Source organism: Aquamicrobium defluvii (assembly GCF_004363725.1).
Classification (GTDB): Bacteria; Pseudomonadota; Alphaproteobacteria; order Rhizobiales; family Rhizobiaceae; genus Mesorhizobium; species Mesorhizobium defluvii.
The window spans coordinates 46,287-70,558 of record NZ_SNZF01000026.1; the positions used below are offsets into that span (position 1 = coordinate 46,287).

Sequence of the window (24,272 nt, forward strand, 5' to 3'; positions counted from 1 at the left end):
AATACGGAAATTCATATGAACGGATCGTCCTTCAATGCGTTCATCCTGATCAGGGTGCCAGGACAGCCATGACGATCATGGTTACCGATTCAACCCCCGCACCATCAGCCGTTCGGATCGTTCCTGCATATCGTCCGAAAGTTGCGCCGCCGGCAAGTGGATTGCGCATATCGCGATAATACCAGTTTAATACACGAACAGAATTTTGCATAAAGAACGCCATCTTCCTAAGGTGGATTCCATGGACGATCAGGCAACACTCGACTTTCTTGCGCAATCGCTTGCGGCCGGCAGCGGCGAGCCGCTCTACCGGCAGCTCGAGGAGGCGCTGAAGCTCGCCATCGCCAGGGCGAAGCTCAAGCATGGCGCCGTCATCCCCAGCGAGCGGACGCTGTGCCAGGCGCTCGGCATGTCGCGCGTCACCGTGCGCAAGGCCATCGACGGACTGGTCCATGACGGGCTGCTCGACCGCCGCCAGGGCGCCAAGACCGTGGTGGCCTCGCGGGTGGAGAAATCGCTGGCCACCATGACCAGCTTTTCCGAGGACATGCGTTCGCGCGGGCTGGAACCCGGCTGCGTGTGGATTTCGCGCGAAACCTGCCGCCCCTCGCCGGCCGAAATGATGGCGCTCGGCATTTCGGCCGGCGACCGCATCGTGCGTCTGCGGCGGCTGCGCACCGCCGACGACACCCCCATCGCCATCGAGACGGCCACCCTGCCCGCCCGCTTCGTGCCCGATCCCGACGCCATCCAGTCCTCGCTCTACGACTATCTCGACACCACTGGCGCGCGCCCGGTGCGCGCCGTGCAGCGCATGCAGGCCAAGCTCGCCACCGAGGAGGAACGGCAACTGCTCGGCACACCCGACGACACCAGCCTGCTGGTGATGGAACGGCGCTGCTTCCTAACTGATGGCCGTATCGTGGAGTTCACCCAGACCAAGTACCGGGGCGACGTCTACGACTTCGTGATCGAGCTTGTCAGATAATACCAGTTAAAGTCCTGTTGCTTTCTGGTATTGCGCTGGTACTGTGATCCGGTCACAGGAGAAGCTGCGCGTGCCGTTCGACCTTCATTCCCTGAAAAACGGACTGGTGGTGTCGTGCCAGCCGGTCAAGGGCGGACCCATGGACCGGGCCGACATCGTGGTCGGCTTCGCGCTTGCGGCACTCGACGGCGGCGCAGCCGGCCTGCGCATCGAATCGGCGGACTATGTGCGCGCCGTGCGCGCCGCCACCGCCCGCCCCATCATCGGCCTCGTCAAGCGCGACCTCGACGACAGCCCGGTGCGCATCACGCCATGGCTGGAGGATGTCGACGCGCTGGCCGGGGCAGGAGCCGACATCATCGCCTATGACGCGACCGATAGGGTGCGCCCGGAAACCACCCGCGCGCTGGTCGAGCGCATCCATCACCATGGCCGTATCGCCATGGCCGACTGTTCGGTGCTGGCCGACGCCGGGCGCGCGCTGGCGGAAGGCGCGGAAATCGTGGGCTCGACGCTGGCCGGCTATACCGGGCCGGTCGAGCCGACCGAACCGGATCTGGAACTGGTCGCCGCCATGGCAAGGCTCACACCCCATGTGGTGGCCGAGGGCAATATCCGCACGCCCGAGCTTGCGGCCGCGGCGCTGCGGGCCGGCGCCTTTTCCGTGGTGGTCGGTTCGGCCATCACCAGACCGGAACACGCCACCTCCTGGTTCCGCGTCGCGGTCGACCGGGCCGCAGCCGAACGGGCGGCCTGACGCCATGACCGGCCCCGCCCTCGCGCTCGACATTGGCGGCACCAAGATGCTGGCGGCGCTGGTCGAGGGCGAGCGCGTCCTCGACACGCACCGGATGGCGACGCCGGCCAACGGCACGCCGGGCGACTGGCTGGCGGCGCTGTTCAGCGAAATCGCGGCGTGGCGCGGGCGCTATGGCAGCACCGGCGTCGCCGTCACCGGCATCGTCGACGACGGGCTGTGGTCGGCGCTCAACGCCAGGACCCTGAACATTCCCGAGCGCTTTGCGCTGGTCGAAACCGTGGCGAACCTTTCCGGTGCGCCGGTGCTGGCGGCCAACGACGCGCAGGCCGCCGCCTGGGGCGAATACCGCTTCGGCGCGGGCCGCGGCGCCGACATGGTGTTCCTGACCATCTCGACCGGCATCGGCGGCGGCATTGTCGTGAACGGCCATCTGCTCGGCGGCATGGCCGGCAATTTCGGGCAATTCGTCGGTGGCGACGACGCGCAAGGCCCGCTGGAAGACCGCGTCTCGGGCAAATGGATCGCCGCCGAGGCCGGACGGCATCAGCCGGGCGCGACCGCGCGTGAGGTCTTCGCGGCTGCGGCCGGCGGACTGGGCTGGGCGAACGCCATCCTCGACACCTCGGCCGGCCGGGTGGCGCGGCTGGCCCGCGACATCCAGTTCGCGCTCGACCCGGCCCGCATCGTCATCGGCGGCGGCATCGGGCTGGCGCCGTCCTATCTCGACCGCGTGCGGCAGGCGCTCGCCGAACTGCCGGCCCGCCTCAGGCCCGACATCCATGCCGCCGCGCTCGGCGAACATGCCGGGATCATTGGCATCGCCGATCTGGCAAGACACAATCCGACAGGAGGAGAACGGACATGACACACGCAAAATTCAGGGCGCAGATCAGGAAAGCCGGCCTGCTGGCCACCGCAATCGCCGCCCTCATGGCAAGCCCGGCGCTGGCCAAGGTCACCGTGCTCGGCTGGCCGGGCGGCCCGGAGGAAACGGCGCTGCGCGCCGCCGCCGACGCCTACAACGCCAAGGCCGACGTGGCCGGGAACGACAAGGTGGAGCTGCTGTTCTTCAACCGCGACGGCTTCTGGGACAAGCTCCAGGCCGATCTCGCCGCCGGCTCCACCGCCTTTGACGTGAACCTGCTCGCCACCTATTCGATCGGCCGCTACGCCCCGTTCATGGAGCCGGTCGAGCTGTCCGGCGAGGCCGAGGGCGTGTATGGCGACGCCGTGCTCAAGACCATGCAGTTCGAGGGCAAGCAATATGGGGTGCCGACCGACCTGTCGCTGCACTTCATGTATTACCGCAAGGACCTGATCGACGCGCTGCTGAACGACGACGCGGCGAAGGCCCGCTATGGCGAGATCTCGGAAAAGCTGCTCAGCAAGAAGCTCGAGCCGAAGGACCCGGACGCCTGGGACTGGGACGACTATGCCGCGACCGCGCTCTATTTCACCCAGAGCGTCAACCCGGACAGCCCCACCCGCTACGGCACCGTCCTGCAGATCAAGAACCTTCTGTTCAACGTCATGGTGTGGCAGTCTCTGCCGCGCGCCTATGGCGGCGACTGGATGGACGCCGAGGGCAAGGTCACGGTCAATTCCGACGCCTATCGCAAGGGCCTCGAGACCTACAAGCTGCTCTATGACAACGGCGCCACGCCGCGCGACTCGCTGTCCTACGAGTTCCCGGAAGCCAACGCCGCCTATGCCTCCGGACAGGTGGCGGCGATGCTGCAATGGAACGCGGCCGCCAGCGACCTGACCAGCACCGAAAAGTCGCCGGCCGTGGCCGAGGTGACGGAAACCGTCGCCCCGCCGACCGGCCCCGCAGGCCGCTTCACGCATATCCATGGCCTCGGCTTCGGCCTCAACAAGAACGCCGCCAACAAGGAAGGCGGGGTGAAGTTCCTGCAATGGCTGTCGTCGAAAGAGGCTGCGCTCACCTACGCCCGCAACAACGGCGCGCCGGCGCTGACGCCGGACGTGGTCAAGGAGGTGGCGGAGGAGCGGCCTGATCTCGTCAAGCTCGGCGAGTTCGCCGGCACGTACGGCTATGTCATGAGCGGCGGCACCTCGGCCGGGGCGCTTTCGGTCTACGAGCTTCAGGCGAAGGAGTTCACCGGCTACTGGTCCGGTCAGCAGTCGCTCGACGAGGCGCTGGCCAATACCGAAAAGGGCATGGCCGAGCTTTTGAAGTAAGGGCACGGGAACGCCGATGACCACGACCAGCCCCAGCGCGCGGACCCCGGAGTTCAGGCTTCTGGCGACGCCGCTGGTGCTGTTCCTTCTGGTGTTCCTCGGCTTCCCGGCCATCGTCAATCTGGTCTATTCGGTCTCGCAAGTGTCTTTCGAGACGCTGCGCAGCCCGCAATTGTCCGGCTTCTCGAACTTCGCGGCCGTGTGGAACGACACCTCCTTCTGGCGGTCGGTCTGGTTCTCGCTGCGCTTCGGGGCACTCACCGCGCTGCTCGAATGCGGGCTTGGCCTGTTCCTCGCCATCTTCCTGTCGCCGCTGATCGTGAAGCGGAGCTGGCTGCTGGCGATCCTGATGCTGCCGCTGATGGTGGCGCCGGCGCTGGTCGGGCTGATGTACCGGCTGGTGCTGCACGAATTCGTCGGCCCGGTGCCCCACTATCTGTGGATCTGGTTCGGCACCGGCGTCTCCTTCCTAGGCCCCGGCTCGGCCTTCTGGACGCTGGCGGCGGTCGAGACGCTGCAATGGACGCCCTTCGCCCTGCTCCTGTTCTACATGGCCTATCAGGCCATTCCGGCCGACATCGGCGAGGCGGCGGCCATCGACGGAGCCGGGCCGCTCAGGCGGCTGTGGCGTATCGAACTGCCGCTGATGGCGCCGACCATCGTGGCGGCGCTGCTGATCCGCTTCATCGACGGCTTCCGCGTCTTCGACAATGTCTATGTGCTGACCGGCAGCGGCCCCGGCGGCGCGACCGCATCGCTGTCGATCTACATCTACGAAGCCTTCTTCAAGCAGGGGGCCATAGGCAAGGCGGTGGCGGCCTCGGTGCTGCTGTTTGCCGCCTCCTTCGCCGTGCTCTACGGCCTCAATGCGCTTGCCACGCGCCGCAAGGGAGCCACAGCATGATCACCGCGCTGCGCTGGCTGGTCTTCGCCGTCGCCGCGCTGGCGATGAACTTCCCGATCCTGGTGACACTCGCCACCTCGTTCAAGAGCGCGCGCGAACTGTCCACCAATCCGGGCCTGTGGGTGCAGGCGCCGACGCTGGCGAACTACCTGGCCGTGTTCCAGGTGACGGACCGGCTCAACATCGCGCTCTATCTGTTCAACAGCATGGTCGCGGCGCTGACCGGCACCATGCTTGCCGTGGTGCTGGCCCTGCCCGCCGCCTATGCCATCGCGCGCGGGCGGGTGGGCGAGCGCACGCTGCTGCCGCTGATCGTCAACCTGCGCGCCGTGCCACTGATCATCTTCGCCATTCCGCTCTACATGATGTTCCAGTGGCTGGCCCTGCTCGACACGCGGCTGGGGCTCGGCCTCATCCTCACCATCGTCAACCTGCCGCTGGCGCTGATCATCCTCGTCAACGCCATCCGCGAGCTGCCGGCCGAGCTGGACGAGGCGGCACAGATCGACGGCGCCGGGCGCACCCGCACCCTTGTGCGCATCATCGCCCCGATGTGCCGCCCGGCCATCGTCACCAGCCTGATCTTCGGCTTCATCACAGCCTGGAACGAGTTCCTGTTCGGGCTGATGCTGACCACCTCCAAGGCGGTACCGATCACCGTCGGCGCCTCGTTCTTCTTCGCCGCCAGCGGCGGCGGTGTGCAGTGGGGCGTGGCCTCGGCGGTGATGATCGTCGGCGCGCTGCCGCCGGTGCTGCTCGGGCTCGTCATGTACCGCCAGATCAGCGGCTCGATGACGGCCGGCGCCGTGAAAGGCTGACCGGTCAGGCCGGGGCTCAGAGCCTCCGGCCGTCCTCGTCGAACAGGAAGGCGCGCGCCGGATCGATGCCGAAGCGGGCCTCCTCGCCGGCGGCGAAGCTGCGCGCATCGCGGCTTTCGACGGTGACGCTCTCGCCATTGCCCAGTTGCGCGTGGGCGTAGGAGACGCCGCCCAGCCGCTCCATCAGCGTCACCCGACCGGTGAGCGCGGCCGCGGCACCTTCCGCCGGCACGAAATGCTCCGGCCGGATGCCGAGGCTGACCTTTGCGCCCGGCTTCGGCAGTTCGCCCCGCGCCGCCACGGCGAGCCCCGAAAGGCCGGCTTGCGGTGCCGAGACGACCGCCTTGCCGTCCTCCACCGCATCGACCGTCGCGGGAATGAAATTCATGCGCGGCGAGCCGATGAAGCCGGCGACAAAACTGTTGTCGGGGTTCTCGTAGAGGTCGAGCGGCGCGCCGACCTGCTCGATGCGCCCGGCGCGCAGCACCACGATGCGGCTGGCCAGCGTCATCGCCTCGACCTGATCGTGGGTGACGTAGATCATGGTGGTGCCGAGCTGCTGGTGCAGGCGCGCGATCTCGATGCGCATCTGCACGCGCAGCTCCGCGTCGAGATTAGACAGAGGCTCGTCGAACAGGAACACGCCGGGCTGGCGCACGATGGCGCGGCCGATGGCGACGCGCTGGCGCTGGCCGCCGGAAAGCTCGCGCGGCTTGCGCTTCAGATAGGGCTCCAGATGAAGGATCTTCGCCGCCTCGGCCACCTTGCGCCCGATCTCGTCCTTCGGCCGCTTCGCCATTTCCAGCGGAAAGCCCATATTGGCTGCCACCGTCATGTGCGGATAGAGCGCGTAGCTCTGGAACACCATGGCGATGCCACGCTTTGACGGGTCCTCGCCGGTGACGTCGCGCCCGCCGATCCCGATGCGGCCTTCCGAGGTGCTCTCCAGCCCGGCGATCATGCGCAGCAGCGTGGACTTGCCGCAGCCCGACGGACCGACGAAGACGACGAACTCGCCATCGCTCACGTCGAGATCGACGCCGCGGATCACCTCCGTCTCGCCGAAGCGCTTCTTCACCGATTTGAGCGAAAGGCCGGCCATGTGTTTCTCCTCTGCGGTCTCATCCGCGCGCCCGACTTCAGCGCCCCTGCCTTCGGGGCCGCCGGTTCAAAGATGCGGGTTGCGCGGCCGGTAGCGGGCGACCAGCTCTTCGTTGACTTCGGCTGCGCCCGGCATGTTGGCGCTCAGATAAACGGGCGCCGCCATGCCCGAGGATTGCAGCCGCGCCGCAGCCTCGGCGAAGACGGCGTTCAGAAGCGCCGCGCCGATGGAGGTCGAGACCGGTCCGACACGCAGTTCCAGGCCCGGCACATCCACGATGGCGTCGCCCGCAGGAGCGCCATTGTCGAGCACGATGTCGGCTATGGCCGCAATCCGCTTGCGCCCGCGCGCGGCCTGTCTGGAATAATCCTGCGACGTGAGCGCGATGACGGTTGCGCCAAGCGCCTTGCCCGCCTCGGCCGCCTCCACGACGGCGGCATTCACGCCGCTGTTGGAGACGACAACCAGGACATCGCCGGACCCTATCGGGTAACGGCGAAGCACCGAAGCCACCAAGCCCGGCATGCGCTCGAAAGCCGAGCTGGCCACAGCTCCTTCATGCAGCATCAGCGGGGTCGACAGGACCGGTACGGTCAGCGCCAGCCCGCCGGCGCGGTAGTGCGCTTCCTCGGCCAGCATGTGGCTGTGGCCGGTCCCGAAGATATAGACCAGCCCATCGGCCCGCGCCGTACGCTCCACCGCTTCCGTGGCGGCGGCGATCGCGTCCGCGTTCAGTTCCATGAGCCTGGCGGTGCGCGCGGCAAGCTCGGCGAGATAGGCTGCGGCGGTGGGCGTTGCGGTCATGTCCGGCTCCCGAATGTCCCGTTGATGCGGATCGCCGGGCCGCATGCATGCCAGCCGGCCACCGGATATTCCGGCCACCCCGGCCGGATATCAAGCGCGGGACGCATGCAGGGGGCTGTGGGCTGTTTCATCGCGCCGGTATGATCCATGTATGCAAGTGGTAGGTACCACTTTATGAGTGTAAAGCGCCCCGCCCTGCCGTCAAGGCGGTTTCTCGCCCGCCACTTTTGCAATGGAAGACCGGTTTGCGCTTTGCAGGGGTTTCAGCGGCGTTCCGGGGAACGGCCGGCCATCAGCAGCACGACCTCCGCAAGCTCCACGAGCCAGAGCCGCATGAGCACGGCAATGGCAACGAGCCTGTGGCGCAGGGGATGACGGGTGTTCCTGAGAAACTCCCATGCCCCGCGCAGCGGCGGCACCAGCGTGCGCAGCAGCCAGATAAGGCGCCGCGAGGCCGATCCGGCCTTGAGCTGGCCGCCCTTGATGCGCCGCGCCTTGGTGGCGATTTCCCGCCACGTCGTGCGGGCGGGGTGCTCGACGCGCACGGTTTCGGCGAAGACCAGCGCATGCCCGGCTGCAACCGCCCGGCGGCACAGGTCCGCATCCCCGCCCGAAAAGCGCCTGCTGTCGAAGCCGTCCAGTTCCCTGAAAGCCGCCACCGGCACCGCCAGATTGGCCGTGGCGGCATAGCCACGCCCCACATAGCGCTGCTGGGGAATGCCCTTGACGATATCGTAAATCTCGGCCGCGCCCGGCCGGGCGGATTGCGCGACGATCTCGACCGCGCCGGCAATCAGCGCCCCGTCGCCTGCCCGCCCGCGAACCTCATCCAGTTCCGCCAGCCAATCCGCCGCCGGGCGGCAATCGGCATCGGTGAACACCAGCCACTCGCCTTTCGCCCGTGACGCGCCGAGATTGCGCGCGGCATAGGAGCCGGGGGTGTCGCAGCGCAGGATCTGCACATTGGCGGGCAGGCGATCGGGCGGTTCGAACTGCGGCGAACCGTTATCGACGAGGATCACCTCGAAGCGGTCGGCCGGCAGTGTCTGCCGCTCCAGGCGATCGATCAGGCCGGGCACCAGGTGCCAGTCGATGTAGACCGGCACGATGACGGAAAAGAAGGCACCGGCGTTGCCGGGCGCGTCATGCTGAACCGGAACCGGGCATGGCTTCTCACGGCGCGTCATGACCTGCCGGCTCCCGCTGCTGCACCGCTGTCCGGCTGCCCCGCGCCGGCAAGGCTCTCTATGCGCCGGGAAAGATCTTCATAGATGGCCGACGCGCTGTAGCGGGCCAGGAACTGCGTGCGGATATGCTCGCGCTCGTTCGGGCCGCCCCGTTGCGCCAGCGCCTCCCCTATCGCGTCGGCCATGGCCCCGGCGTCGCCGGCCGGAACCGTAAGGCCGACACCGAGGCGCGCCAGCAATTCGGCAGCCTCACCCTCCAGCGTCGATATCTGGAAAGCACCATAGGCCATGTATTCGAAGATCTTGTTGGGCAGGCCCTGTGGCGCGCCCTGTCTGTAGGGCATCAGGCCGATGGCGCTCGCATCGAGAAGCAGGGCGATCTCGCCGGCGGCGAGCCAGCCGGGCGCAACGACGTTGGAAAGGACCTCGATGCGCCTGAGCAGACGGTCACGCTCGTGTCCGTCGCCGGCCAGCACGAACAGGGCGTCGCTGCGGCCTTCAAGCCGGGCCGCCGCCTCGACAACCGCATCGAGATCGTAGGTCGCGCCCCAGTTGCCGACAAAGCTGACCAGCGGCCTTTGCGGGTCGGCTCCCAGCTGGCGCAGCAGATCATCGCGCCCGCCCCTGGGCACCGGGACCGGCTGATAGCCGAGGGGCACGACCGCGTCGCGATCCGTTCTCTTGCGCCGGCCTCTGGCCAGCCCCCACTCCAGATAGCGGGGCGAAATGCCGACGAGCGCCGTCGCGTGGCGACAGGCATAGTCGGCCTGACGCTCAAATCCCCCGAGGACCAGATGCGCCAGCGGCCTTGCCGGCGACGGCAGGAAATCGCTGAAGAAATCAGGCCACAGGTCGCGGATGGAAAGCAGCGACGGAATGGCCCACCGGCGGGCGAGGCCTATGGCCGCCTCGGCCGCCTCGGTGGTGGGCAAATCGGCCACGATGACGTCCGGCCGTTCAGCGGCGCGGTCCGCGAAGGCACGAAAGGCGCGCGCGAAGCGGCGGTTGTGCCACACCCGGAACGGGCTGACATTGTGCCGGTAGCCTGGTGCATGCAGCATCTCGATCCGGTAGTTGTCCGAAATGCGGTGGGTCTCGTCGCGCCGGCTGCGCTGGCGTTTGCCGTAGTGATCGAAGCTGGAAGTGAACCACACCACCTCATGGCCCCGCCCCGCAAGCGCATTGCACAGCATGGCGCAACGCATCAGCCGGCGGTCGCCCTCGTCGGTGGGCAGCGGTTCCATATCGCGCACCACCCATATGCGCAGAGCGCGTGGCGCAGCGACGACCCCGGCGCCCGGCATGCGCCGTTCCGCTTCCCATCCTTCCCGCCCGCCCCCCGCCACAGGGTGCGATCGCGGTCTGGTCATGTCAGCGCATTTCCGCTCGCGGCAAGTTCATATGATTCTTGTGCTGGCACTTCATCGCGCCATGGGTAAAGGCTGGCGAGGCCGGACGCAACCGCCATCTCCGGCCTCGCCGGTGCGGGGAAAGGCGGTCAGGCTTTCGTAATCGCCGCTTCCCGCAACCGGGTCCGCGCCGCCCTGCGCGTGGCATGAACGAAGGCGGCAAGGAAGAAGATCGTCATCAGCAGCACGATGGTGGGAGCCGGCGCGCTGTCGATGAAGAAGGAGGCGTAAACGCCGAGGAATGACGCTGCCACGGCCACCAGCACCGACACAGCCAGCATGCGCGAAAAGGTGCGCGCCAGCAGGAAGGCGATGGCGCCGGGCGCGATCAGCATGGCGATGGCGAGGATGATGCCCACCGCCTGAAGCGCACCGACGATGGTCAGCGAGATCAGCGCCAGCATCCCGTAGTGCAGCAGCCTGACCGGCAGGCCGACCGCCTGCGCCTGCGCCGGATCGAAGGCATGCAGCAGGAAGTCACGCCACTTCACCAGAATTATCCCGGCGGTGATGGCCGCGATGACGGCCGACATGGCGATGTCGTTCCACGAGACGCCCAGCATGTCGCCGAACAATATGTGGTCGAGATGCACATCCGACTGGATCTTGACGTAGAGCACCAGCCCGAGCCCGAACATGCCGGAAAAGACGATGCCCATCACCGTATCCTGCTTGATGCGGCTGTTGTCCTTCAGGAAGCCGGTGGCGACGGCAGCGAACATGCCGGCCGCGAAGGCACCGATGGCGTAGGGGAAGCCGACGATGTAGGCAATCACCACACCCGGAAAGACGGCGTGGCTGATGGCGTCGCCCATCAGCGACCAGCCCTTGAGCACGAGGAAGCAGGACAACAGGGCCATCGGGATCGCCACCAGAACCGAGATGACCATGGCGTTGACCATGAAGTCGAACTGGAAGGGCGAGGCAAGCGTTTCGAGGACGCTCATGGCACAGCCTCCTTCAGGGCCGCGGCAGCCTTGCGGCGTGCCGCCAGCATGCCGTGCTTCGGCGCAAACAGGAAAGCGGCCAGGAACACCGTCGTCTGCAGCACCACGATGATGCCGCCTGTCGCTCCATCGAGGAAATAGCTGACATAGGCGCCGACGAAGCTGGTGATCGCGCCGATGGCGACGGCGAGGCCGAGCAGGCGCGGAAAGCGGTCGGTCAGCAGATAGGCCGTGGCACCCGGGGTGACCACCATGCAGATGACGAGGAAAGCGCCCACCGTCTGCATGGCGGCGACAGTCGAGGCCGAAAGCAGGGTGAAGAACATGATCTTGAGCAATGTCGGGTTGAGACCGATGGTGCGGGCGTGGCTCTCATCGAAGAAGGTGACCATCAGGTCCTTCCATTTCACAAGCAGCACGGCCAGCGACAGGAAGCCGATGATGGCGAGCTGGAGCGTGTCCTCCGGCGTGATGGCGAGGATATTGCCAAGCACGATGGTCTGGATGGAAACGGAGGTCGGCGAGATCGACACCATGAACAGCCCGAGCCCGAAGAAGGCGGAGAAGGTGAGGCCGATGATGGCATCTTCCTTCAGCTTGGTGCGCTGGTTGAGGAAGAGCATGGCCGCCGCCGCAAGCCCGCCGGAAAAGAAAGCGCCGATGGAGAAGGGCAGGCCCAGCATGTAGGCGCCCGCCACGCCCGGCACGATGGAGTGCGAGAGCGCGTCGCCGATCAGCGACCAGCCCTTGAGCATCAGGTAGCACGACAGGAAGGCACAGACGCCGCCGACCAGCGCCGACACCCACATGGCATTGACCATGTAGTGATAGGAGAAGGGCTCCAGCAGCAGGCTCATTTGTGCCCCCCGCTGAGCTTGTGCTCCATGCTGTCCTTCTCGCCATAGAAGACCAGCGGCCGCTCGTCGTCGGAGATGACGGAGAGCCGCCGGCGGTCGTCGTCCGCGTGCAGATGGTCGCCGCCGAGAACGAAGTGGCGCAGCACACCGCCGAAGGCACGCTCCAGATTGGCTTGGGTGAACACCTCGCTGGTGAGGCCGTAATCGAGGACCGTGCCCTTGATGAGGACAGTGCGGTCGCAGAACTCCGGCACTGAGCCGAGATTATGGGTCGAGACCAGCATCACCCGTCCCTCGTCGCGCAATTCACGCAGCAGGGCGACGATCTGCTCCTCGGTCTTGACGTCGACGCCGGTAAAAGGTTCGTCGAGCAGGATGACGCGGCTATCCTGCGCCAGCGCGCGGGCGAGGAAGACGCGCTTCTTCTGGCCACCCGAAAGCTCGCCGATCTGCCGCTTGCGGAACTCGCCCATGTTGACGCGGGCAAGGGCCGCCGCCACCGCCTCATGGTCGGCGCGGCGGGGAATGCGCATCATGCCCATATGGCCGTAGCGGCCCATCATCACCACGTCCTCGACCAGAACGGGAAAGTTCCAGTCGACTTCCTCGGCCTGCGGCACGTAGGCGACGAGGTTGCGGCGCAGCGCCTGCTTCACCGGCATGCCGAGGACCGAGATTTCGCCCCTGGCCAGCCGCACGAAGCCCATGATGGCCTTGAACAGCGTGGATTTGCCGGACCCGTTGACGCCGACGAGCGCGGCGATGGTGCCGGTGGGTATTTCGAAGCTGGCGTTCCGCAGCGCCGTGTGTCCGTTGCGATAGGTGACGGTTGCCTCCCTGACCGCAATACCGGACCCCGAATCCACTGGCCCCGCATCCGAAGATGCGGGGCGGCGGGCCGGGTTTTTCATGTGGGTAGTCACGTCATCGTTTCCTTTGAGGTCAGTCGCCCTGAGTGAGCCCCCTGGCGATGGTGTCGGAGGTCACCCGCAACAGGTCGATATAGGTGGGAACCGGGCCGTCCGCTTCGGTCAGCGAGTCGACATAGAGCACGCCACCGTATTTCGCACCGGTCTCGCGCGCGACCTGCCTTGCCGGCTTGTCGGAAATGGTGCTTTCGGAGAAGACCACGGTGATGCCGTTCTTCCTCACCTCGTCGATGACCTTGCGCACCTGCTGGGGCGTGCCCTGCTGGTCGGCGTTGATCGGCCACAGGTAAAGCTCCTTTAGGCCGAAGTCGCGGGCGAGATAGGAGAAGGCGCCTTCGCTCGATACCAGCCAGCGCCGGTCTTCCGGAACCGCGTCGAGCTCGGCCTTGATCGGATCGATGACGGCCTTGATCTTGTCCTTGTAGGCCTCGGCATTGGCCTTGTAGGTCGCGGCGTTTTCCGGATCGTGCTTCACGAAGGCATCGCGGATGTTGTCGACATAGATCAACGCCGAAGTCGGCGACATCCAGGCATGCGGGTTCGGCTTGCCGCTGTAGGGGCCCTCGGCGATGCCCATCGGCTCGACACCGTCGGAAACCACGACGCCGGGCACGTCCTTCAGGTTCTGGAAGAATTTCTCGAACCACAGTTCGAGGTTAAGACCGTTCCACAGGATCAGGTCGGCGCCCTGCGCGCGCTGGATGTCGCCCGGCGTCGGCTGGTACTCATGGATCTCGGCGCCCGGCTTGGTGATGGATTCCACGATGGCCGCATCGCCGGCGACATTCTGCGCCATGTCCGCGATGACCGTGAAAGTGGTGACGGCCTTGAATTTTTCCGCCGCCTGAGCCGGAGCGGCCGTCAGCAATGCGGCAAGGACGCCACCCACCACGCTGGTGAGAACCGTACGCCTCGGCAGTTCGAACATATGAGCTTCCTTCTTGCGGCTGAATCTTGCTTGCATCGGATGGGCGCCTCGCTTGAAAGGATATTGCAACTCACTTGCAATAAGCTCCGGAAGTGCACCTTTCGGCTTTAATATGCTTTTAAGAATGAATTGCAATAGTGAATTGAAGAGAGGCCGAAGTTTCTGGCAGGCGCTTTCCCGACCGGCTCGGCGCGCGTGCTCTCGCCGGTTCACCGGAACTTGTCTTCCGAAAGGAAAAACGGGTGCCGACGACATATATGAGACGGGGTGCAACCCGGCGAACCCAGGGATTGCGACCGGCTTCAGGGTTGGGCGGGATATGGATCGGGAAAGCTCGCAACCGGGCGGAAACGAGTTTCCGGGCATTACCGCATTTTCCCGAGCCGTGGAAACGCCTTGACCGCCTGTTCTGGAGCGCGCGCCAATACAGGCACAATCATGCGTGCGGATCACTTCCGAAGACGAGAATACCGTCCGCGACACCGGCTCCATCGCCCGCGCGAAAAGTGGGATCAAGGAAGCGCACCTGGAGCATTTTGCAGCCAAATGGAAACATTTGGCGTCGCATAAATGCAGTATAACAAGCAGATAGATCATTTCATCGATTCCGTGAAACGATGAAATGATCTAAAGCGCGTCGCGATCTTCCGGATTCGCTCCTCGCGCTCAAAATTCCTGTTTTTAGGCATGTCGTTGCCCCGAAACCGGATCCCACTTTCGGGCGATAGAGCGCCGTGCGTCCTTTCGGACGCACAAAGGACGCTCTGACATTTTGTTTGAGCATCGGAATAATCCGAAAACCGAGTACAGTTTTCGGTCCGTGCTCCAACGGAGAGGGCGGCGGGAAGCCCGCCGCCCTGTCTTGTTCCATGCCGGCGATTCTGCCCCCTACTCGGCAGGCAGCGGGCTCGCAGCCGCCCTTGCATCCAGCACAGCCAGTTCCTCGGCCTTGGGCACCGACAGCCACACCGCCAGCATGAAGCCGGCCGCACCGCCCAACAGCTTGCCGAGCATAAGCGGCAGGATCATCGTCGGCTGGAAATTGGCCGAGAAGGCGAGATGGTCGCCGAAGGTGAAGGCCGCGCACACGGCGAAGGCGATGGCCAGCACCTTGTCGCGCGGCTGCATCTTGCCGACCAGCCGGTACATGGCGAGGATGTTGGCGCTGGCGGCCAGCAGCCCGGCCGCCCCTTCCGGAGACACGCCGATGCGGGCTCCGATCACCTGCATCGGCCCGGCCAGATATTTCGTGAGCAGATAGACCATGGGGAAGGCGCCAGCCAGCATGATGCCGATATAGCCGGCGATCTCCAGCGCCCGGAACTGGTCCTGCTCATCCGCGATGATCGGGTCGAACCCCCACGAGCCGAACACCGTGCTGAAGAAGCCGGTGAAATATTCCACGATGGACGCGACCAGAACCAGCGTGATGCCGGCATACATGATGCGCCCGAACCACAGGAAGCCTTTGATCATGGCATCCGGCGCGAAACGAAGCCCGAGCGCGATGGCCACGCAGAACACGATCAGCGGCAAAAGATTGCGCAATATATCGCCGAGGCCGAGCGCGATCTGGTAACTCGCCTCGGCCGTGGTCGAGACTTCGGGCCGTATGTCGAGACCCGCCAGCGCAATGATGGCACAGGCGATGAACACGCCGATCGGCACGCTGAGAATGCCCGACATGATGCCGAGCGCCATATATTTATGGTCGGATTTGGCGAGCATCGCCAGTCCCACCGGGATCGAGAAGATGATGGTGGCGCCGGAGGTGAAGCCGACGATGGTGGCGATCATCCAGGCGTCGCGCGAACCGGCCAGCGCATCGGCGAGCTGGTAGCCGCCCATGTCCACGGCGATCACCGTGGTTGCCGCAATCGACGGATCGGCACCGATCATGGCGAACAGCGGCCCGACCACGACGCGGATGAACTGCGACAGATAGGGAATGGCGGCCATGATGCCGGCCACCGGAATGAAGATCGGGCCGATGGAATGCAGACCCTCGATGAACTCCTTGCCGAGCCCCTTTTCCGGGTCGCGGATCGAGGCGATGGCGCCGGCGACGGCGCACACCATGATGATGTAGATGACGAAAGTTCCGATAGAAGCCATTTGCCTTACCTCCCAGTTGCGCGTGCCGCGCCGGCAGACTTTATCGACGCCCTTTCCGATCAGGCTTTCACGCGTTCCCCTTGTGGATCGTAGAGCGGCGCCATGTGGATCGTGGCGGCGAAGCGTTCGTTCGCCACGATGAGTTCGTAATCGCCGGACGACAGGAATGCGTCGTCGACCCCGGCTTCGTTGCGCACATAGCCGTAGCCGATGGGCAGCCCCACCGTGTAGCCATAGCCGCCGCTGGTCAGGTAGCCGACAGGCTGGCCATCGCGCAGGATGGTCTCGCGGCCGAGCAACACCACTTGCCGGTCCTGCGTGGTGAAGCAGGCCAGCCGCTTCGGAAGGGGCTTGCCGGCGGCGGCCATGCAGGCATCACGCCCGATGAAGGGCGTGTCCTTCTTCAGCTTCACCGCCCAGCCCAGGCCGGCCTCGAACGGGTTGTCGTTGGGTGTGATGTCCGAGCCCCATGCTCGGTAACCCTTTTCCAGACGCAGCGATTCGATGGCCCTGTAGCCGGTCGGGCGGATGCCGTGCGGCCGGCCCGCCGCCATCAGAGTATCGAACACCTCGCCGGTGCCGGCAATCGGCACATGCAGTTCCCAGCCCAGTTCCCCGACATAGGTGACGCGCATGGCGCGCACCCGATGCCCGGCAATGGAAATCTCCGCGATCCTGCCGAAGGGGAAGGCGGCATTGGAGACATCTTGCCCGGTCACCCTCTCCAGCACCAGCCTTGCAGCCGGTCCCATCAGCGACAGCGTGCCATGCTCCTCGGTCACGTCGGCGATGCGCGCGTCCGATCCTGCCGGCAGATGCTCCTCGATCCACGCAAAATCGTGGGTGCGAGAGCCTGTGCCGGTGACGATGTAGAAGCAATCCTCCGCCAGCCGCGCCACGGTGAGGTCGCATTCGATGCCGCCGCGCGTGTTGAGGATCTGCGTGTAGGTCAGGCGTCCGGGCTGTCTGGCGACCGTGTTGGCGCAGATCAGCTCCAGCGCCGCAGCCGCATCCTTGCCCGTCACCTCGAACTTGGCGAAGGACGACTGGTCGAACAGGCCGACCTTCTCGCGCACGGCCCTGTGCTCTTCGCCGAGCGGGCCGAACCAGTTCTGCCGGCCCATCGAATAGACGTCCTTCGCCTCCATGCCTTCCGGCGCGAACCAGTTGGGCCGCTCCCAGCCGAGCTTGGAGCCGAACACGGCGCGGTGCTTCTTCAGGCGCTCATAAAGCGGCGAGACGATGCGCGGGCGGCCGCTTTCATATTCCTCATGCGGGAAGGCGACGGTGTAGTGCTTGCCATAGGCTTCCAGCGTGCGCTCCTCGACCCAGGCGCGGTCGCGGTGCAGGCCGGAGAAGCGGCGGATGTCGACCACCCACAGGTCGAGCGGAGCCTCGCCGCGCACCACCCATTCGGCCAGCACCCAGCCCGCGCCGCCGCCCGAGGCGATGCCGAAGGCGTTGAAGCCGGCGCCGACGAACATGTTGGCGCATTCGGGCGCGCGGCCAAGGATGAAATTGCCGTCCGGCGTGAAGCTCTCGGGCCCGTTGATCATCTGCTTGACGCCGCTTTCGGCCAGCGCCGGCACGCGGGCGATGGCCTGCTCCATGTGCTGCTCGAAATGGTCGTAGTCGTCGTCGAAGAGCTGGAACTCCCACTGGTCGGGCACATCGCCGCCGGGCAGGCCGGTGGCCCAGCTTTGCGGGTTCGGCTCGTAGCCGCCCATGACGAGGCCGCCCACCTCTTCCTTGAAGTAGATGCGCCGGTCGGGATCGCGCACCGTCGGCGTGTCGGGCGAAAGGCCGTCGATCTTCTCGGTGACGATATACTGGTGCTTGACCGGTTGCAGCGGCACCGAAACATTCGCCATGGCGCCGATCTGGCGGGCCCACTGGCCGCCGCAGTTCACCACGCTCTCGCAGCCGATGCGGCCATAGTTGGTCTCGACCGCCGTGATGCGGTTGCCGTCCATGACGAAGCCGGTGACGCGCACGCCCTCGAACAGCCTTGCGCCATGCATGCGCGCGCCCTTGGCCAGCGACTGGGTGATGTCGGAGGGGCTGGCCTGGCCGTCGGTCGGCAGCCACGACGCACCGACGAGATCGGAAGTGTCCATCAGCGGCCACATGCGCTTGACCTCGTCGGGCGAGATCAGGTGCATGTCCATGCCGAAGCTGCGCGCGGTGGTGGCGAGCCGGCGAAATTCGGTCCAGCGGTCCTCGTTTGTGGCAAGGCGCAGGCAGCCGGTCATCTTCCAGCCGGTCTCGAGGCCGGTTTCCTCATGCAGCGTCTTGTAGAGATCGACCGAATATTTGAGCACGCGCGTGATCGAGGCGGAGGAGCGCAGTTGTCCCACCAGCCCCGCCGCATGCCAGGTCGAGCCCGAGGTGAGCTTGCCCTGCTCCAGCAGGATCACGTCGGCCTTGTGGTCGCGGGCCAGATGATAGGCCGTGGAACAGCCGATGATGCCGCCGCCGATGACGACGATCCGGGCATGGGAGGGCAGGGAGTGGATCATCGGCCATATCCATACTGGGTGCGATAGGCGTCGAGCGCGGCGTCGAGCCGATTGAGATTTTCCGCCGTATAGGCGACGTAGTCGGTGCCGGGCGCATCGAGATGGAGTTCGGATACCATGCTCCACATGGCCTCGCGCAACAGCGAGGCGCATTGCATGGCGGCCAGCGAGCGCCTCAGCCCCTCGTCCGGCGCGCGGCCGAAATAGACGCCCAGCAGCTCTTCCGATTCCTCCCGGGAGAAGCCGGAATTGGAGGAAAGACCGGCGAGATCGAACATGGCGGTGGAGAAGCCGGCATATTCGAAATCGATCAGCCACAGGCGGCTGCCGTCATCGAGCAGATTGGCGGGCAGAAGGTCGTTGTGGCCGAACACGATGGGAAGCGGTATCTGTGCGGCTTCAAGCTCGTTCGCCATTTCCAGATAGGCCGGCACATGCTCCGCCATACGGCTCCCGCCCCCGATCAGCGTACGCGCGTAGTCGCGGATGACATGAAACGGCCAGAACATGAAGCCGGGACCCGAAACATGATGCGGCATCTTGCGGTGAAAACCGCGCACGATCTCGGCCACGCGCCCGATATTGGCGCGCACATCGGCCTCGCCAAAGGTTCTGGCGCGCAGATGACGGCAGATCATGACGCCGGGCCCGGCATGCTCCACGGCGGGCGCGAAGCCTGCCTCCTCAGCGGCGCGCGCCGTCATCAACTCGCGGTCGCGCAACACATGATGGAACGGGTAATCTTCCCCGAAGCGGACCACATGCCCGCCGGCCTCGTCGGTGACCAGCCAGCTCTCGTTGCTGATACCGCCCATCAGCGGCTCGATGGCGATGGAGCCTTTCCAGATGGGCAAACCCGCAATCTGCCCGGATCGCGCGGCCGTGATTTTCCGGACCATCACCATATTTCCTCCCGCAACCTTCGGCTGCCTTGTTTTGTCGAAGGATCGGATCGAAAAGACACGAAGTCAACAGGAAATTGTGTATTTTTGACCGAATGCGATCAGTTATTTTCAAGTATCGGTCAATATGCGTAAAATTCGGTCAGACTCACGAGGCTCAGCAAGATGGACTACTCTCCCCGCCACGGCCGCATCCTCACGCTTCTGGGCGAGGAGGGCACCATCGGCGTCAGCGAACTCGCCCAGCGTCTCGACGTCTCCGTCGAGACCGTGCGGCGCGACATCAAGGCGCTCGCCGGACGCGGCGACATCGTGCGCATGCACGGTGCGATCGGCCTGCCCTCGGCGGTCAGCGAAGCGCCGTTCGAGCGGCGCATGCGCGAGAACCGGCAGGCCAAGGAAGCCATTGCCCGGCTTGCCGCCTCAACCATCCGCGACGGCGAATCGATCATGCTCGACACCGGCACCACGACCAGCATCCTTGCCCGCGCCCTGCTCGACCACCGGCGGCTGACCGTGGTGACCAATTCGTCCGACATAGCCCGCACGCTGGCAACCGTGAACGGCAACAAGGTCTACATGGCGGGCGGCGAATTGCGCAGCGACAGCGGCGCCGCGCTCGGTTTCTCGGCAATCGAGTTCGTCAACCGCTTCAGCGTCGATCACGCCATCATCTCGGCCGGCGCGGTCAACGCCGTCACCGGCGTGATGGATTACGATCTCGAGGAAGCCCAGTTCGGGCAGGCGGTGCTGGCGCGCGGGCGGCGGCGGGTCGTCGTCACCGACGCCTCCAAGTTCGGCCAGAAGGGACTGGTTCGGGTCTGCGCGCTGTCGGACTTCGGCGAAATGATCGTCAACCGCGCACCGCCGGACGATCTGGCCGAAGCGCTGAACCGCGCGGAAGTCGCCGTCAAGGTCTGCGCCTGAAACGGAAGGATGAAACTGTATCAGGATTTTCCCGGTTCCGGCAGGCACGGTCATCCCGTAGCGTCTCCCCCGACATATGCATGGGGCAAATCATGCGAAAATTCCTTGCGATCTGTCTCGCACTCGCAATCGGCCTTGCCGCCGCCCCCCTTGCCGCCGCCCCCCTTGCCGCCTCGGAACGATCCATGCAGGAAATCGAACTTTTCAGCGCCGCCGCCGGCAATGATGCGGCCCGCATCCGCAAGCTGCTGGCCAACGGGCTGGACATCGAGGCGAGGGACGACGCGGGACGCAGCGCCCTTCTGGCCGCCACCCGCGCCAACGCCATCGACGCCGCCCGCGCCCTCATCGAGGCGGGCGCCGACGTCAATGCCAAGGACGCCATCGAGGACAGCCCCTATCTCTATGCCGGGGCACGCGGCCATCTGGAAATCCTGAAACTGACGCTGGCGCATGGCGCGGACCTGAAAAGCACAAACCGTTATGGCGGAACGGCCCTGATCCCGGCTGCCGAGCGCGGCCATGTCGAAACCGTTCGCACGCTGATCGAGGCCGGCGTCGATGTCGATCACGTCAACAGGCTGGGCTGGACCGCGCTGCTGGAAGCGATCATCCTCGGCAATGGCGGGCCGCGCCACCGCGAGATCGTCGGCCTGCTGATCGAGGCTGGTGCCGACGTCAATCTGGCCGACGCGAACGGGGTGACGCCGCTTCAGCATGCCCGCAGCGCCGGCTATGCGGAAATCACGGAGGCGCTCACAGCGGCCGGCGCACGCTGACGCCGGATTGGCGCAATGCCGCTGGTGAATGCAAGCGCCCCCACACGGATTCCCCTTTGCGACACGATGCACTAACCTTGCCGTCGACATGATCACGGAGCGCACAATGACCTCGAAGCTTGAGCATATGATCGACCAGGGCGCGGGGCGCGAGCCCGCCGATCTGGTGCTCAGGGGCGGCCGCTTCCTCGACCTCGTGACCGGCGAACTGGTTTCGGGCGATATCGCCATCTGTGGCGAGCGCATCGTCGGCACCTGCGCCGACTACAGGGGAACGAAGGAAATCGACATTTCAGGCCGCGTCGTCGTGCCCGGCTTCATCGACACCCATCTGCATATCGAATCCTCGCTCGTCACCCCGCACGAGTTCGACCGCTGCGTCCTGCCGCGCGGCGTGACCACGGCGATCTGCGATCCGCACGAGATCGCCAATGTGCTGGGTCTGGACGGCATCACCTACTTCCTCGACAGCGTGGCCGAAACGGTCATGGACATCCGCGTGCAGCTTTCGAGCTGCGTGCCGGCGACGCATCTGGAAACCTCCGGCGCGGAACTCACCGTTCACGACCTTTTGCCGCTGGCCGACCACCCCAGCGTGATCGGACTTGCCGAATTCATGAACTTCCCCGGCGTCCTGGCGAAAGACCCGGAATGCATGGCCAAGCTCGAAGCCTTTCAGGGCCGCCACATAGACGGACATGCGCCGCTGGTGCGCGGCTACGACCTCAATGGCTATCTCGCCGCCGGGATCCGCACCGATCATGAAACGACCACCGCCGGGGAGGCGATGGAGAAACTGCGCAAGGGCATGCATGTTCTGGTGCGCGAAGGCTCGGTGTCGAAGGATCTTGCGGCCCTGATGCCGATCATCACCGAGCGCAACTCGCCCTTCATCGCTCTGTGCACCGACGATCGGAACCCGCTCGACATTGCCGACCAGGGCCATCTCGACCACATGATCCGCACCGCCATCGCCGCAGGCGTGGAGCCGCTGGCCATCTACCGCGCCGCCTCCATCTCGGCCGCCCGCGCCTTCGGACTCAGGGACCGCGGTCTGGTCGCGCCGGGCTGGCGCGCCGACCTCGTGGTGCTCGACAGCCTGGAAGACTGCCGCGCCGGAATGGTGCTGTCGGCGGGGCGCATCGTCAGCGACGACCTGTTTGCCGCCCGCAGGCCCGTCGCGCCCGTTGGCCGTCACAGCGTCAAAGCGCGGCGCGTCGCCGCCACCGATTTCCGGGCCCGTTCCAACAGCGGCCGCACGCGCACCATCGGCATCGTTCCCGGCAAGATCATCACCCGCGATCTCGAGTTCGACCTGCCAGTCGGCGAAAACGGCGTCGAGATCGACCTTGCCAACGATGTCGTCAAGGTCGCGGTGGTCGAGCGGCACGGCAGAAGCGGCAACATCGCCACCGGCTTCGTGCACGGCTTCGGCCTCCGCTCCGGCGCCATCGCCTCCACGGTCAGCCATGACAGCCACAATATCTGCATCGTCGGCTGCTCGGACGAAGACATGGCGCTGGCCGCCAACCGCCTCGGAGAGATCGAGGGCGGCTTCGTTGTCGTACAGGATGGCAAGGTCATGGCCGAACTGGCCCTGCCCGTTGCCGGGCTGATGAGCCTTGCCAGCTACGAGACGGTGCGCGACGAACTGAAGACGCTGCGCGCCGCGGCCTTCGCGCTGGGTTCCACGCTGGAGGAACCGTTCCTGCAACTGGCCTTCATCGCGCTGCCGGTCATCCCGCATCTCAAGATCACCGACAAGGGGCTTGTCGATGTCGACCGCTTCGAGCTGATCGGCACCTGATCGACACTCAGTCCGGGGCGTCCACCTGCCCGACGATCCAGCGGTAGAGCTCGTTGGCGACGGGGTGGTCCAGTTTCCCGTTGGGCATGACGAAGTGATAGCCGTTCTCGGTCGGCAGCGGCACGTCGAGCACGACCTGCAACTGCCCGGCCTTCAGTTCCGGCCCGATGAGGTAGAGCGGCAGCAGCGCCACGCCGAGGCCGGCGGTCGCCGCCTGTATCATCATGGTGAACTGGTCGAACCGATGCCCCTGAAAGGACGATGCCGCTTCGACACCGGTCTGGCGGAACCAGTCGGCCCATGCTTTCGGCCGCGTGGCAAGATGCAGCAACGGGAGTGACGCCAGATCGCCCGGCCCTTCGACGGCAAGCCCGCCGGACAGCGCCGGGCTTGCCACCGGCACGATCACTTCCTGGCAGATGTAGCGGCAGGTGGCGTTGGCCCAGATCGGCTGGCCATAGTGGATCGCCGCATCGAAGCCCTGCTCCTCAAGATCGAACGGCTCCGAACGGGAGGCGATGTCGAGCGCGACCCCGGAATGGGCCTGCAGGAAACCCGGCAGATGCGGGATCAGCCAGCGCGTGCCGAAGGTCGGCAGGGTGGCGAGGCGCAGCAGCGAGGCTTTCGAGCCGGCCATGGCGCGCAGCATGGCTGCCTCGCCCTGCTCCAGCAGCTTGCGCGCATCGGGCAGGAACCTGCGGCCGGCTTCCGAAAGCACCACGCGCTGGCGCACCCGCTCGAACAACGGCACGCCGAGCTGGGCCTCCAGATCCCTGATCTGACGGCTGACGGTGCTCTGGGTCAGGTTGAGCTCGCGCCCGGCCTGAGTGACGCTGCCATGGCGCGCGGCGCTTTCGAAAGCCTGCAGCCTGCCAAGGTCGGGAATCAGGGCGCGCGACAGGGTCATGCAGGCTCCGCATCATGTCAGATGGATTCAATGTAATTCATGGCTTTTGTTTTGCGATATAGCACCGGATGCGCATCAAGTCGCCTGCCTTCGCAAAGATCGGAAAGCCTGTGCCAGCCAATTCCTTCATGTCCGGCGATGCCGCCAGCGCCACCCTCCCGGCAGCTTCGGCAGGCAGACACGAGACCGGCCGCAGCAACCGGCATATCCGTGACCGCCATGGGCGCAGGGATCTGAAACGGATGGCGGCACAATTCAGGCAGGCGGCCCCGGCCGGAACCATCGGCGCAGTGCGGTCCTGACGGACCGGAACGACGCCCCACGAACGAAACGAAAAGGTGCATATCATGACTCTTTCTCAGGAAACCTCGGCTCTTCTCTGCGGACTTGGAGTTTTGCCGGCTTCGGTTTCGGGCGGAACGCTTGTGGTGCGCAGCCCTGTGACGGGTGAGGAGCTTGCACGGGTTGGCGAGGTTTCGGG

At 65.7% G+C, this 24,272-nt stretch carries 21 protein-coding genes and 1 pseudogene; 8 read left to right on the top strand and 14 right to left on the bottom strand.

Translation table 11 applies throughout. From position 1 onward, the window contains the following. Positions 1-49: 49 nt before the first annotated feature. The gene (locus DES43_RS22745) at positions 50-223 is read right to left on the bottom strand and encodes a hypothetical protein (protein WP_198027557.1); all 174 of its coding nucleotides are present in this window, start codon (positions 221-223) and stop codon (positions 50-52) included. A gap of 18 nt (positions 224-241) precedes the next feature. Between DES43_RS22745 and DES43_RS17290 the strand changes: the two genes are divergently transcribed. The 5 genes and pseudogenes from DES43_RS17290 to DES43_RS17315 all read left to right on the top strand — a co-directional run bounded on the left by DES43_RS17290 (position 242) and on the right by DES43_RS17315 (position 5,672). Continuing rightward, positions 242-988 (top strand): GntR family transcriptional regulator, encoded by a 747-nt coding sequence (locus DES43_RS17290; protein ID WP_035031454.1) that lies wholly within the window; start codon positions 242-244, stop codon positions 986-988. A gap of 139 nt (positions 989-1,127) precedes the next feature. Beyond that, positions 1,128-2,613: pseudogene (locus tag DES43_RS23400) on the top strand (putative N-acetylmannosamine-6-phosphate 2-epimerase). After that, on the top strand, positions 2,610-3,950 hold the full coding sequence (locus DES43_RS17305) for an extracellular solute-binding protein (RefSeq protein ID WP_035031463.1): 1,341 nt from the start codon (positions 2,610-2,612) through the stop codon (positions 3,948-3,950). Before DES43_RS23400 ends, DES43_RS17305 begins: the two are co-directional and overlap by 4 nt. Positions 3,951-3,966: 16 nt before the next feature. Then, a complete protein-coding gene (locus tag DES43_RS17310) occupies positions 3,967-4,854 on the top strand; it encodes a carbohydrate ABC transporter permease (RefSeq protein ID WP_051520768.1) in 888 nt (295 codons plus the stop codon). After that, a complete protein-coding gene (locus tag DES43_RS17315; protein ID WP_035031466.1) occupies positions 4,851-5,672 on the top strand; it encodes a carbohydrate ABC transporter permease in 822 nt (273 codons plus the stop codon). The genes DES43_RS17310 and DES43_RS17315 overlap by 4 nt, the downstream gene beginning before the upstream one ends. A gap of 16 nt (positions 5,673-5,688) precedes the next feature. On the opposite strand, the gene DES43_RS17320 is transcribed toward DES43_RS17315, so the two are convergent. The 11 genes from DES43_RS17320 to DES43_RS23020 all read right to left on the bottom strand — a co-directional run bounded on the left by DES43_RS17320 (position 5,689) and on the right by DES43_RS23020 (position 19,374). Continuing rightward, positions 5,689-6,774, bottom strand: coding sequence for an ABC transporter ATP-binding protein (locus tag DES43_RS17320; RefSeq protein WP_035031469.1), 1,086 nt, complete (start codon positions 6,772-6,774; stop codon positions 5,689-5,691). Positions 6,775-6,840: 66 nt separating this feature from the next. Further along, positions 6,841-7,578, bottom strand: coding sequence for an SIS domain-containing protein (locus tag DES43_RS17325; protein ID WP_035031547.1), 738 nt, complete (start codon positions 7,576-7,578; stop codon positions 6,841-6,843). A 263-nt stretch (positions 7,579-7,841) separates the two neighbouring features. Then, positions 7,842-8,765: a glycosyltransferase family 2 protein gene (locus DES43_RS17330; RefSeq protein ID WP_198027558.1), complete on the bottom strand. Its 924-nt coding sequence runs from the start codon at positions 8,763-8,765 to the stop codon at positions 7,842-7,844. Then, complete coding sequence (locus DES43_RS17335; RefSeq protein ID WP_133675844.1) at positions 8,762-10,135, bottom strand: glycosyltransferase; 1,374 nt, start codon at positions 10,133-10,135, stop codon at positions 8,762-8,764. The genes DES43_RS17330 and DES43_RS17335 overlap by 4 nt, the downstream gene beginning before the upstream one ends. Positions 10,136-10,263: 128 nt before the next feature. After that, entirely contained in the window at positions 10,264-11,121 is an 858-nt protein-coding gene (locus DES43_RS17340; RefSeq protein ID WP_035031472.1) for a metal ABC transporter permease, read from the bottom strand. After that, positions 11,118-11,978 (bottom strand): metal ABC transporter permease, encoded by an 861-nt coding sequence (locus tag DES43_RS17345; RefSeq protein ID WP_035031475.1) that lies wholly within the window; start codon positions 11,976-11,978, stop codon positions 11,118-11,120. Before DES43_RS17345 ends, DES43_RS17340 begins: the two co-directional genes overlap by 4 nt. Beyond that, positions 11,975-12,889, bottom strand: a complete 915-nt coding sequence (locus DES43_RS17350) for a manganese/iron ABC transporter ATP-binding protein (RefSeq protein ID WP_051520770.1) — start codon at positions 12,887-12,889, stop codon at positions 11,975-11,977. Before DES43_RS17350 ends, DES43_RS17345 begins: the two co-directional genes overlap by 4 nt. A gap of 31 nt (positions 12,890-12,920) precedes the next feature. Beyond that, positions 12,921-13,835 (bottom strand): metal ABC transporter substrate-binding protein, encoded by a 915-nt coding sequence (locus DES43_RS17355; RefSeq protein WP_035031477.1) that lies wholly within the window; start codon positions 13,833-13,835, stop codon positions 12,921-12,923. 888 nt (positions 13,836-14,723) lie between these two features. Beyond that, positions 14,724-15,950, bottom strand: coding sequence for an ethanolamine utilization protein EutH (eutH, locus tag DES43_RS17360; protein ID WP_035031480.1), 1,227 nt, complete (start codon positions 15,948-15,950; stop codon positions 14,724-14,726). 59 nt (positions 15,951-16,009) lie between these two features. Next, a complete protein-coding gene (locus tag DES43_RS17365) occupies positions 16,010-18,469 on the bottom strand; it encodes a GcvT family protein (RefSeq protein ID WP_035031483.1) in 2,460 nt (819 codons plus the stop codon). Then, positions 18,466-19,374 (bottom strand): phosphotransferase family protein, encoded by a 909-nt coding sequence (locus tag DES43_RS23020; RefSeq protein WP_084496605.1) that lies wholly within the window; start codon positions 19,372-19,374, stop codon positions 18,466-18,468. The genes DES43_RS17365 and DES43_RS23020 overlap by 4 nt, the downstream gene beginning before the upstream one ends. A gap of 162 nt (positions 19,375-19,536) precedes the next feature. Between DES43_RS23020 and DES43_RS17375 the strand changes: the two genes are divergently transcribed. The 3 genes from DES43_RS17375 to ade all read left to right on the top strand — a co-directional run bounded on the left by DES43_RS17375 (position 19,537) and on the right by ade (position 22,884). Continuing rightward, entirely contained in the window at positions 19,537-20,298 is a 762-nt protein-coding gene (locus DES43_RS17375) for a DeoR/GlpR family DNA-binding transcription regulator (protein ID WP_035031486.1), read from the top strand. Positions 20,299-20,390: 92 nt separating this feature from the next. Beyond that, positions 20,391-21,077 (top strand): ankyrin repeat domain-containing protein, encoded by a 687-nt coding sequence (locus tag DES43_RS17380; RefSeq protein WP_035031561.1) that lies wholly within the window; start codon positions 20,391-20,393, stop codon positions 21,075-21,077. A 106-nt stretch (positions 21,078-21,183) separates the two neighbouring features. Next, a complete protein-coding gene (gene ade / locus DES43_RS17385) occupies positions 21,184-22,884 on the top strand; it encodes an adenine deaminase (RefSeq protein ID WP_133675846.1) in 1,701 nt (566 codons plus the stop codon). A 7-nt stretch (positions 22,885-22,891) separates the two neighbouring features. On the opposite strand, the gene DES43_RS17390 is transcribed toward ade, so the two are convergent. After that, positions 22,892-23,791, bottom strand: coding sequence for a LysR family transcriptional regulator (locus DES43_RS17390; RefSeq protein WP_035031492.1), 900 nt, complete (start codon positions 23,789-23,791; stop codon positions 22,892-22,894). Positions 23,792-23,808: 17 nt separating this feature from the next. Continuing rightward, positions 23,809-24,012, bottom strand: coding sequence for a hypothetical protein (locus DES43_RS17395; RefSeq protein WP_133675848.1), 204 nt, complete (start codon positions 24,010-24,012; stop codon positions 23,809-23,811). Positions 24,013-24,272: the final 260 nt, after the last annotated feature.

What these genes read in the sequence shown, in the direction of transcription:
- DES43_RS17340 (WP_035031472.1), bottom strand. Translation starts at nt 11,121, where the DNA reads ATGAGCGTCCTCGAAACGCTTGCCTCGCCCTTCCAGTTCGACTTCATG.
- DES43_RS17380 (WP_035031561.1), top strand. Translation starts at nt 20,391, where the DNA reads ATGCGAAAATTCCTTGCGATCTGTCTCGCACTCGCAATCGGCCTTGCC.
- DES43_RS17345 (WP_035031475.1), bottom strand. Translation starts at nt 11,978, where the DNA reads ATGAGCCTGCTGCTGGAGCCCTTCTCCTATCACTACATGGTCAATGCC.
- DES43_RS17390 (WP_035031492.1), bottom strand. Translation starts at nt 23,791, where the DNA reads ATGACCCTGTCGCGCGCCCTGATTCCCGACCTTGGCAGGCTGCAGGCT.
- DES43_RS17305 (WP_035031463.1), top strand. Translation starts at nt 2,610, where the DNA reads ATGACACACGCAAAATTCAGGGCGCAGATCAGGAAAGCCGGCCTGCTG.
- DES43_RS23020 (WP_084496605.1), bottom strand. Translation starts at nt 19,374, where the DNA reads ATGGTGATGGTCCGGAAAATCACGGCCGCGCGATCCGGGCAGATTGCG.
- ade (WP_133675846.1), top strand. Translation starts at nt 21,184, where the DNA reads ATGACCTCGAAGCTTGAGCATATGATCGACCAGGGCGCGGGGCGCGAG.
- DES43_RS17350 (WP_051520770.1), bottom strand. Translation starts at nt 12,889, where the DNA reads ATGAAAAACCCGGCCCGCCGCCCCGCATCTTCGGATGCGGGGCCAGTG.
- DES43_RS17330 (WP_198027558.1), bottom strand. Translation starts at nt 8,765, where the DNA reads ATGACGCGCCGTGAGAAGCCATGCCCGGTTCCGGTTCAGCATGACGCG.
- DES43_RS17335 (WP_133675844.1), bottom strand. Translation starts at nt 10,135, where the DNA reads ATGACCAGACCGCGATCGCACCCTGTGGCGGGGGGCGGGCGGGAAGGA.
- DES43_RS17395 (WP_133675848.1), bottom strand. Translation starts at nt 24,012, where the DNA reads ATGGCGGTCACGGATATGCCGGTTGCTGCGGCCGGTCTCGTGTCTGCC.
- DES43_RS17320 (WP_035031469.1), bottom strand. Translation starts at nt 6,774, where the DNA reads ATGGCCGGCCTTTCGCTCAAATCGGTGAAGAAGCGCTTCGGCGAGACG.
- DES43_RS17375 (WP_035031486.1), top strand. Translation starts at nt 19,537, where the DNA reads ATGGACTACTCTCCCCGCCACGGCCGCATCCTCACGCTTCTGGGCGAG.
- DES43_RS17290 (WP_035031454.1), top strand. Translation starts at nt 242, where the DNA reads ATGGACGATCAGGCAACACTCGACTTTCTTGCGCAATCGCTTGCGGCC.
- DES43_RS17325 (WP_035031547.1), bottom strand. Translation starts at nt 7,578, where the DNA reads ATGACCGCAACGCCCACCGCCGCAGCCTATCTCGCCGAGCTTGCCGCG.
- DES43_RS17315 (WP_035031466.1), top strand. Translation starts at nt 4,851, where the DNA reads ATGATCACCGCGCTGCGCTGGCTGGTCTTCGCCGTCGCCGCGCTGGCG.
- DES43_RS17365 (WP_035031483.1), bottom strand. Translation starts at nt 18,469, where the DNA reads ATGATCCACTCCCTGCCCTCCCATGCCCGGATCGTCGTCATCGGCGGC.
- eutH (WP_035031480.1), bottom strand. Translation starts at nt 15,950, where the DNA reads ATGGCTTCTATCGGAACTTTCGTCATCTACATCATCATGGTGTGCGCC.
- DES43_RS17355 (WP_035031477.1), bottom strand. Translation starts at nt 13,835, where the DNA reads ATGTTCGAACTGCCGAGGCGTACGGTTCTCACCAGCGTGGTGGGTGGC.
- DES43_RS22745 (WP_198027557.1), bottom strand. Translation starts at nt 223, where the DNA reads ATGGCGTTCTTTATGCAAAATTCTGTTCGTGTATTAAACTGGTATTAT.
- DES43_RS17310 (WP_051520768.1), top strand. Translation starts at nt 3,967, where the DNA reads ATGACCACGACCAGCCCCAGCGCGCGGACCCCGGAGTTCAGGCTTCTG.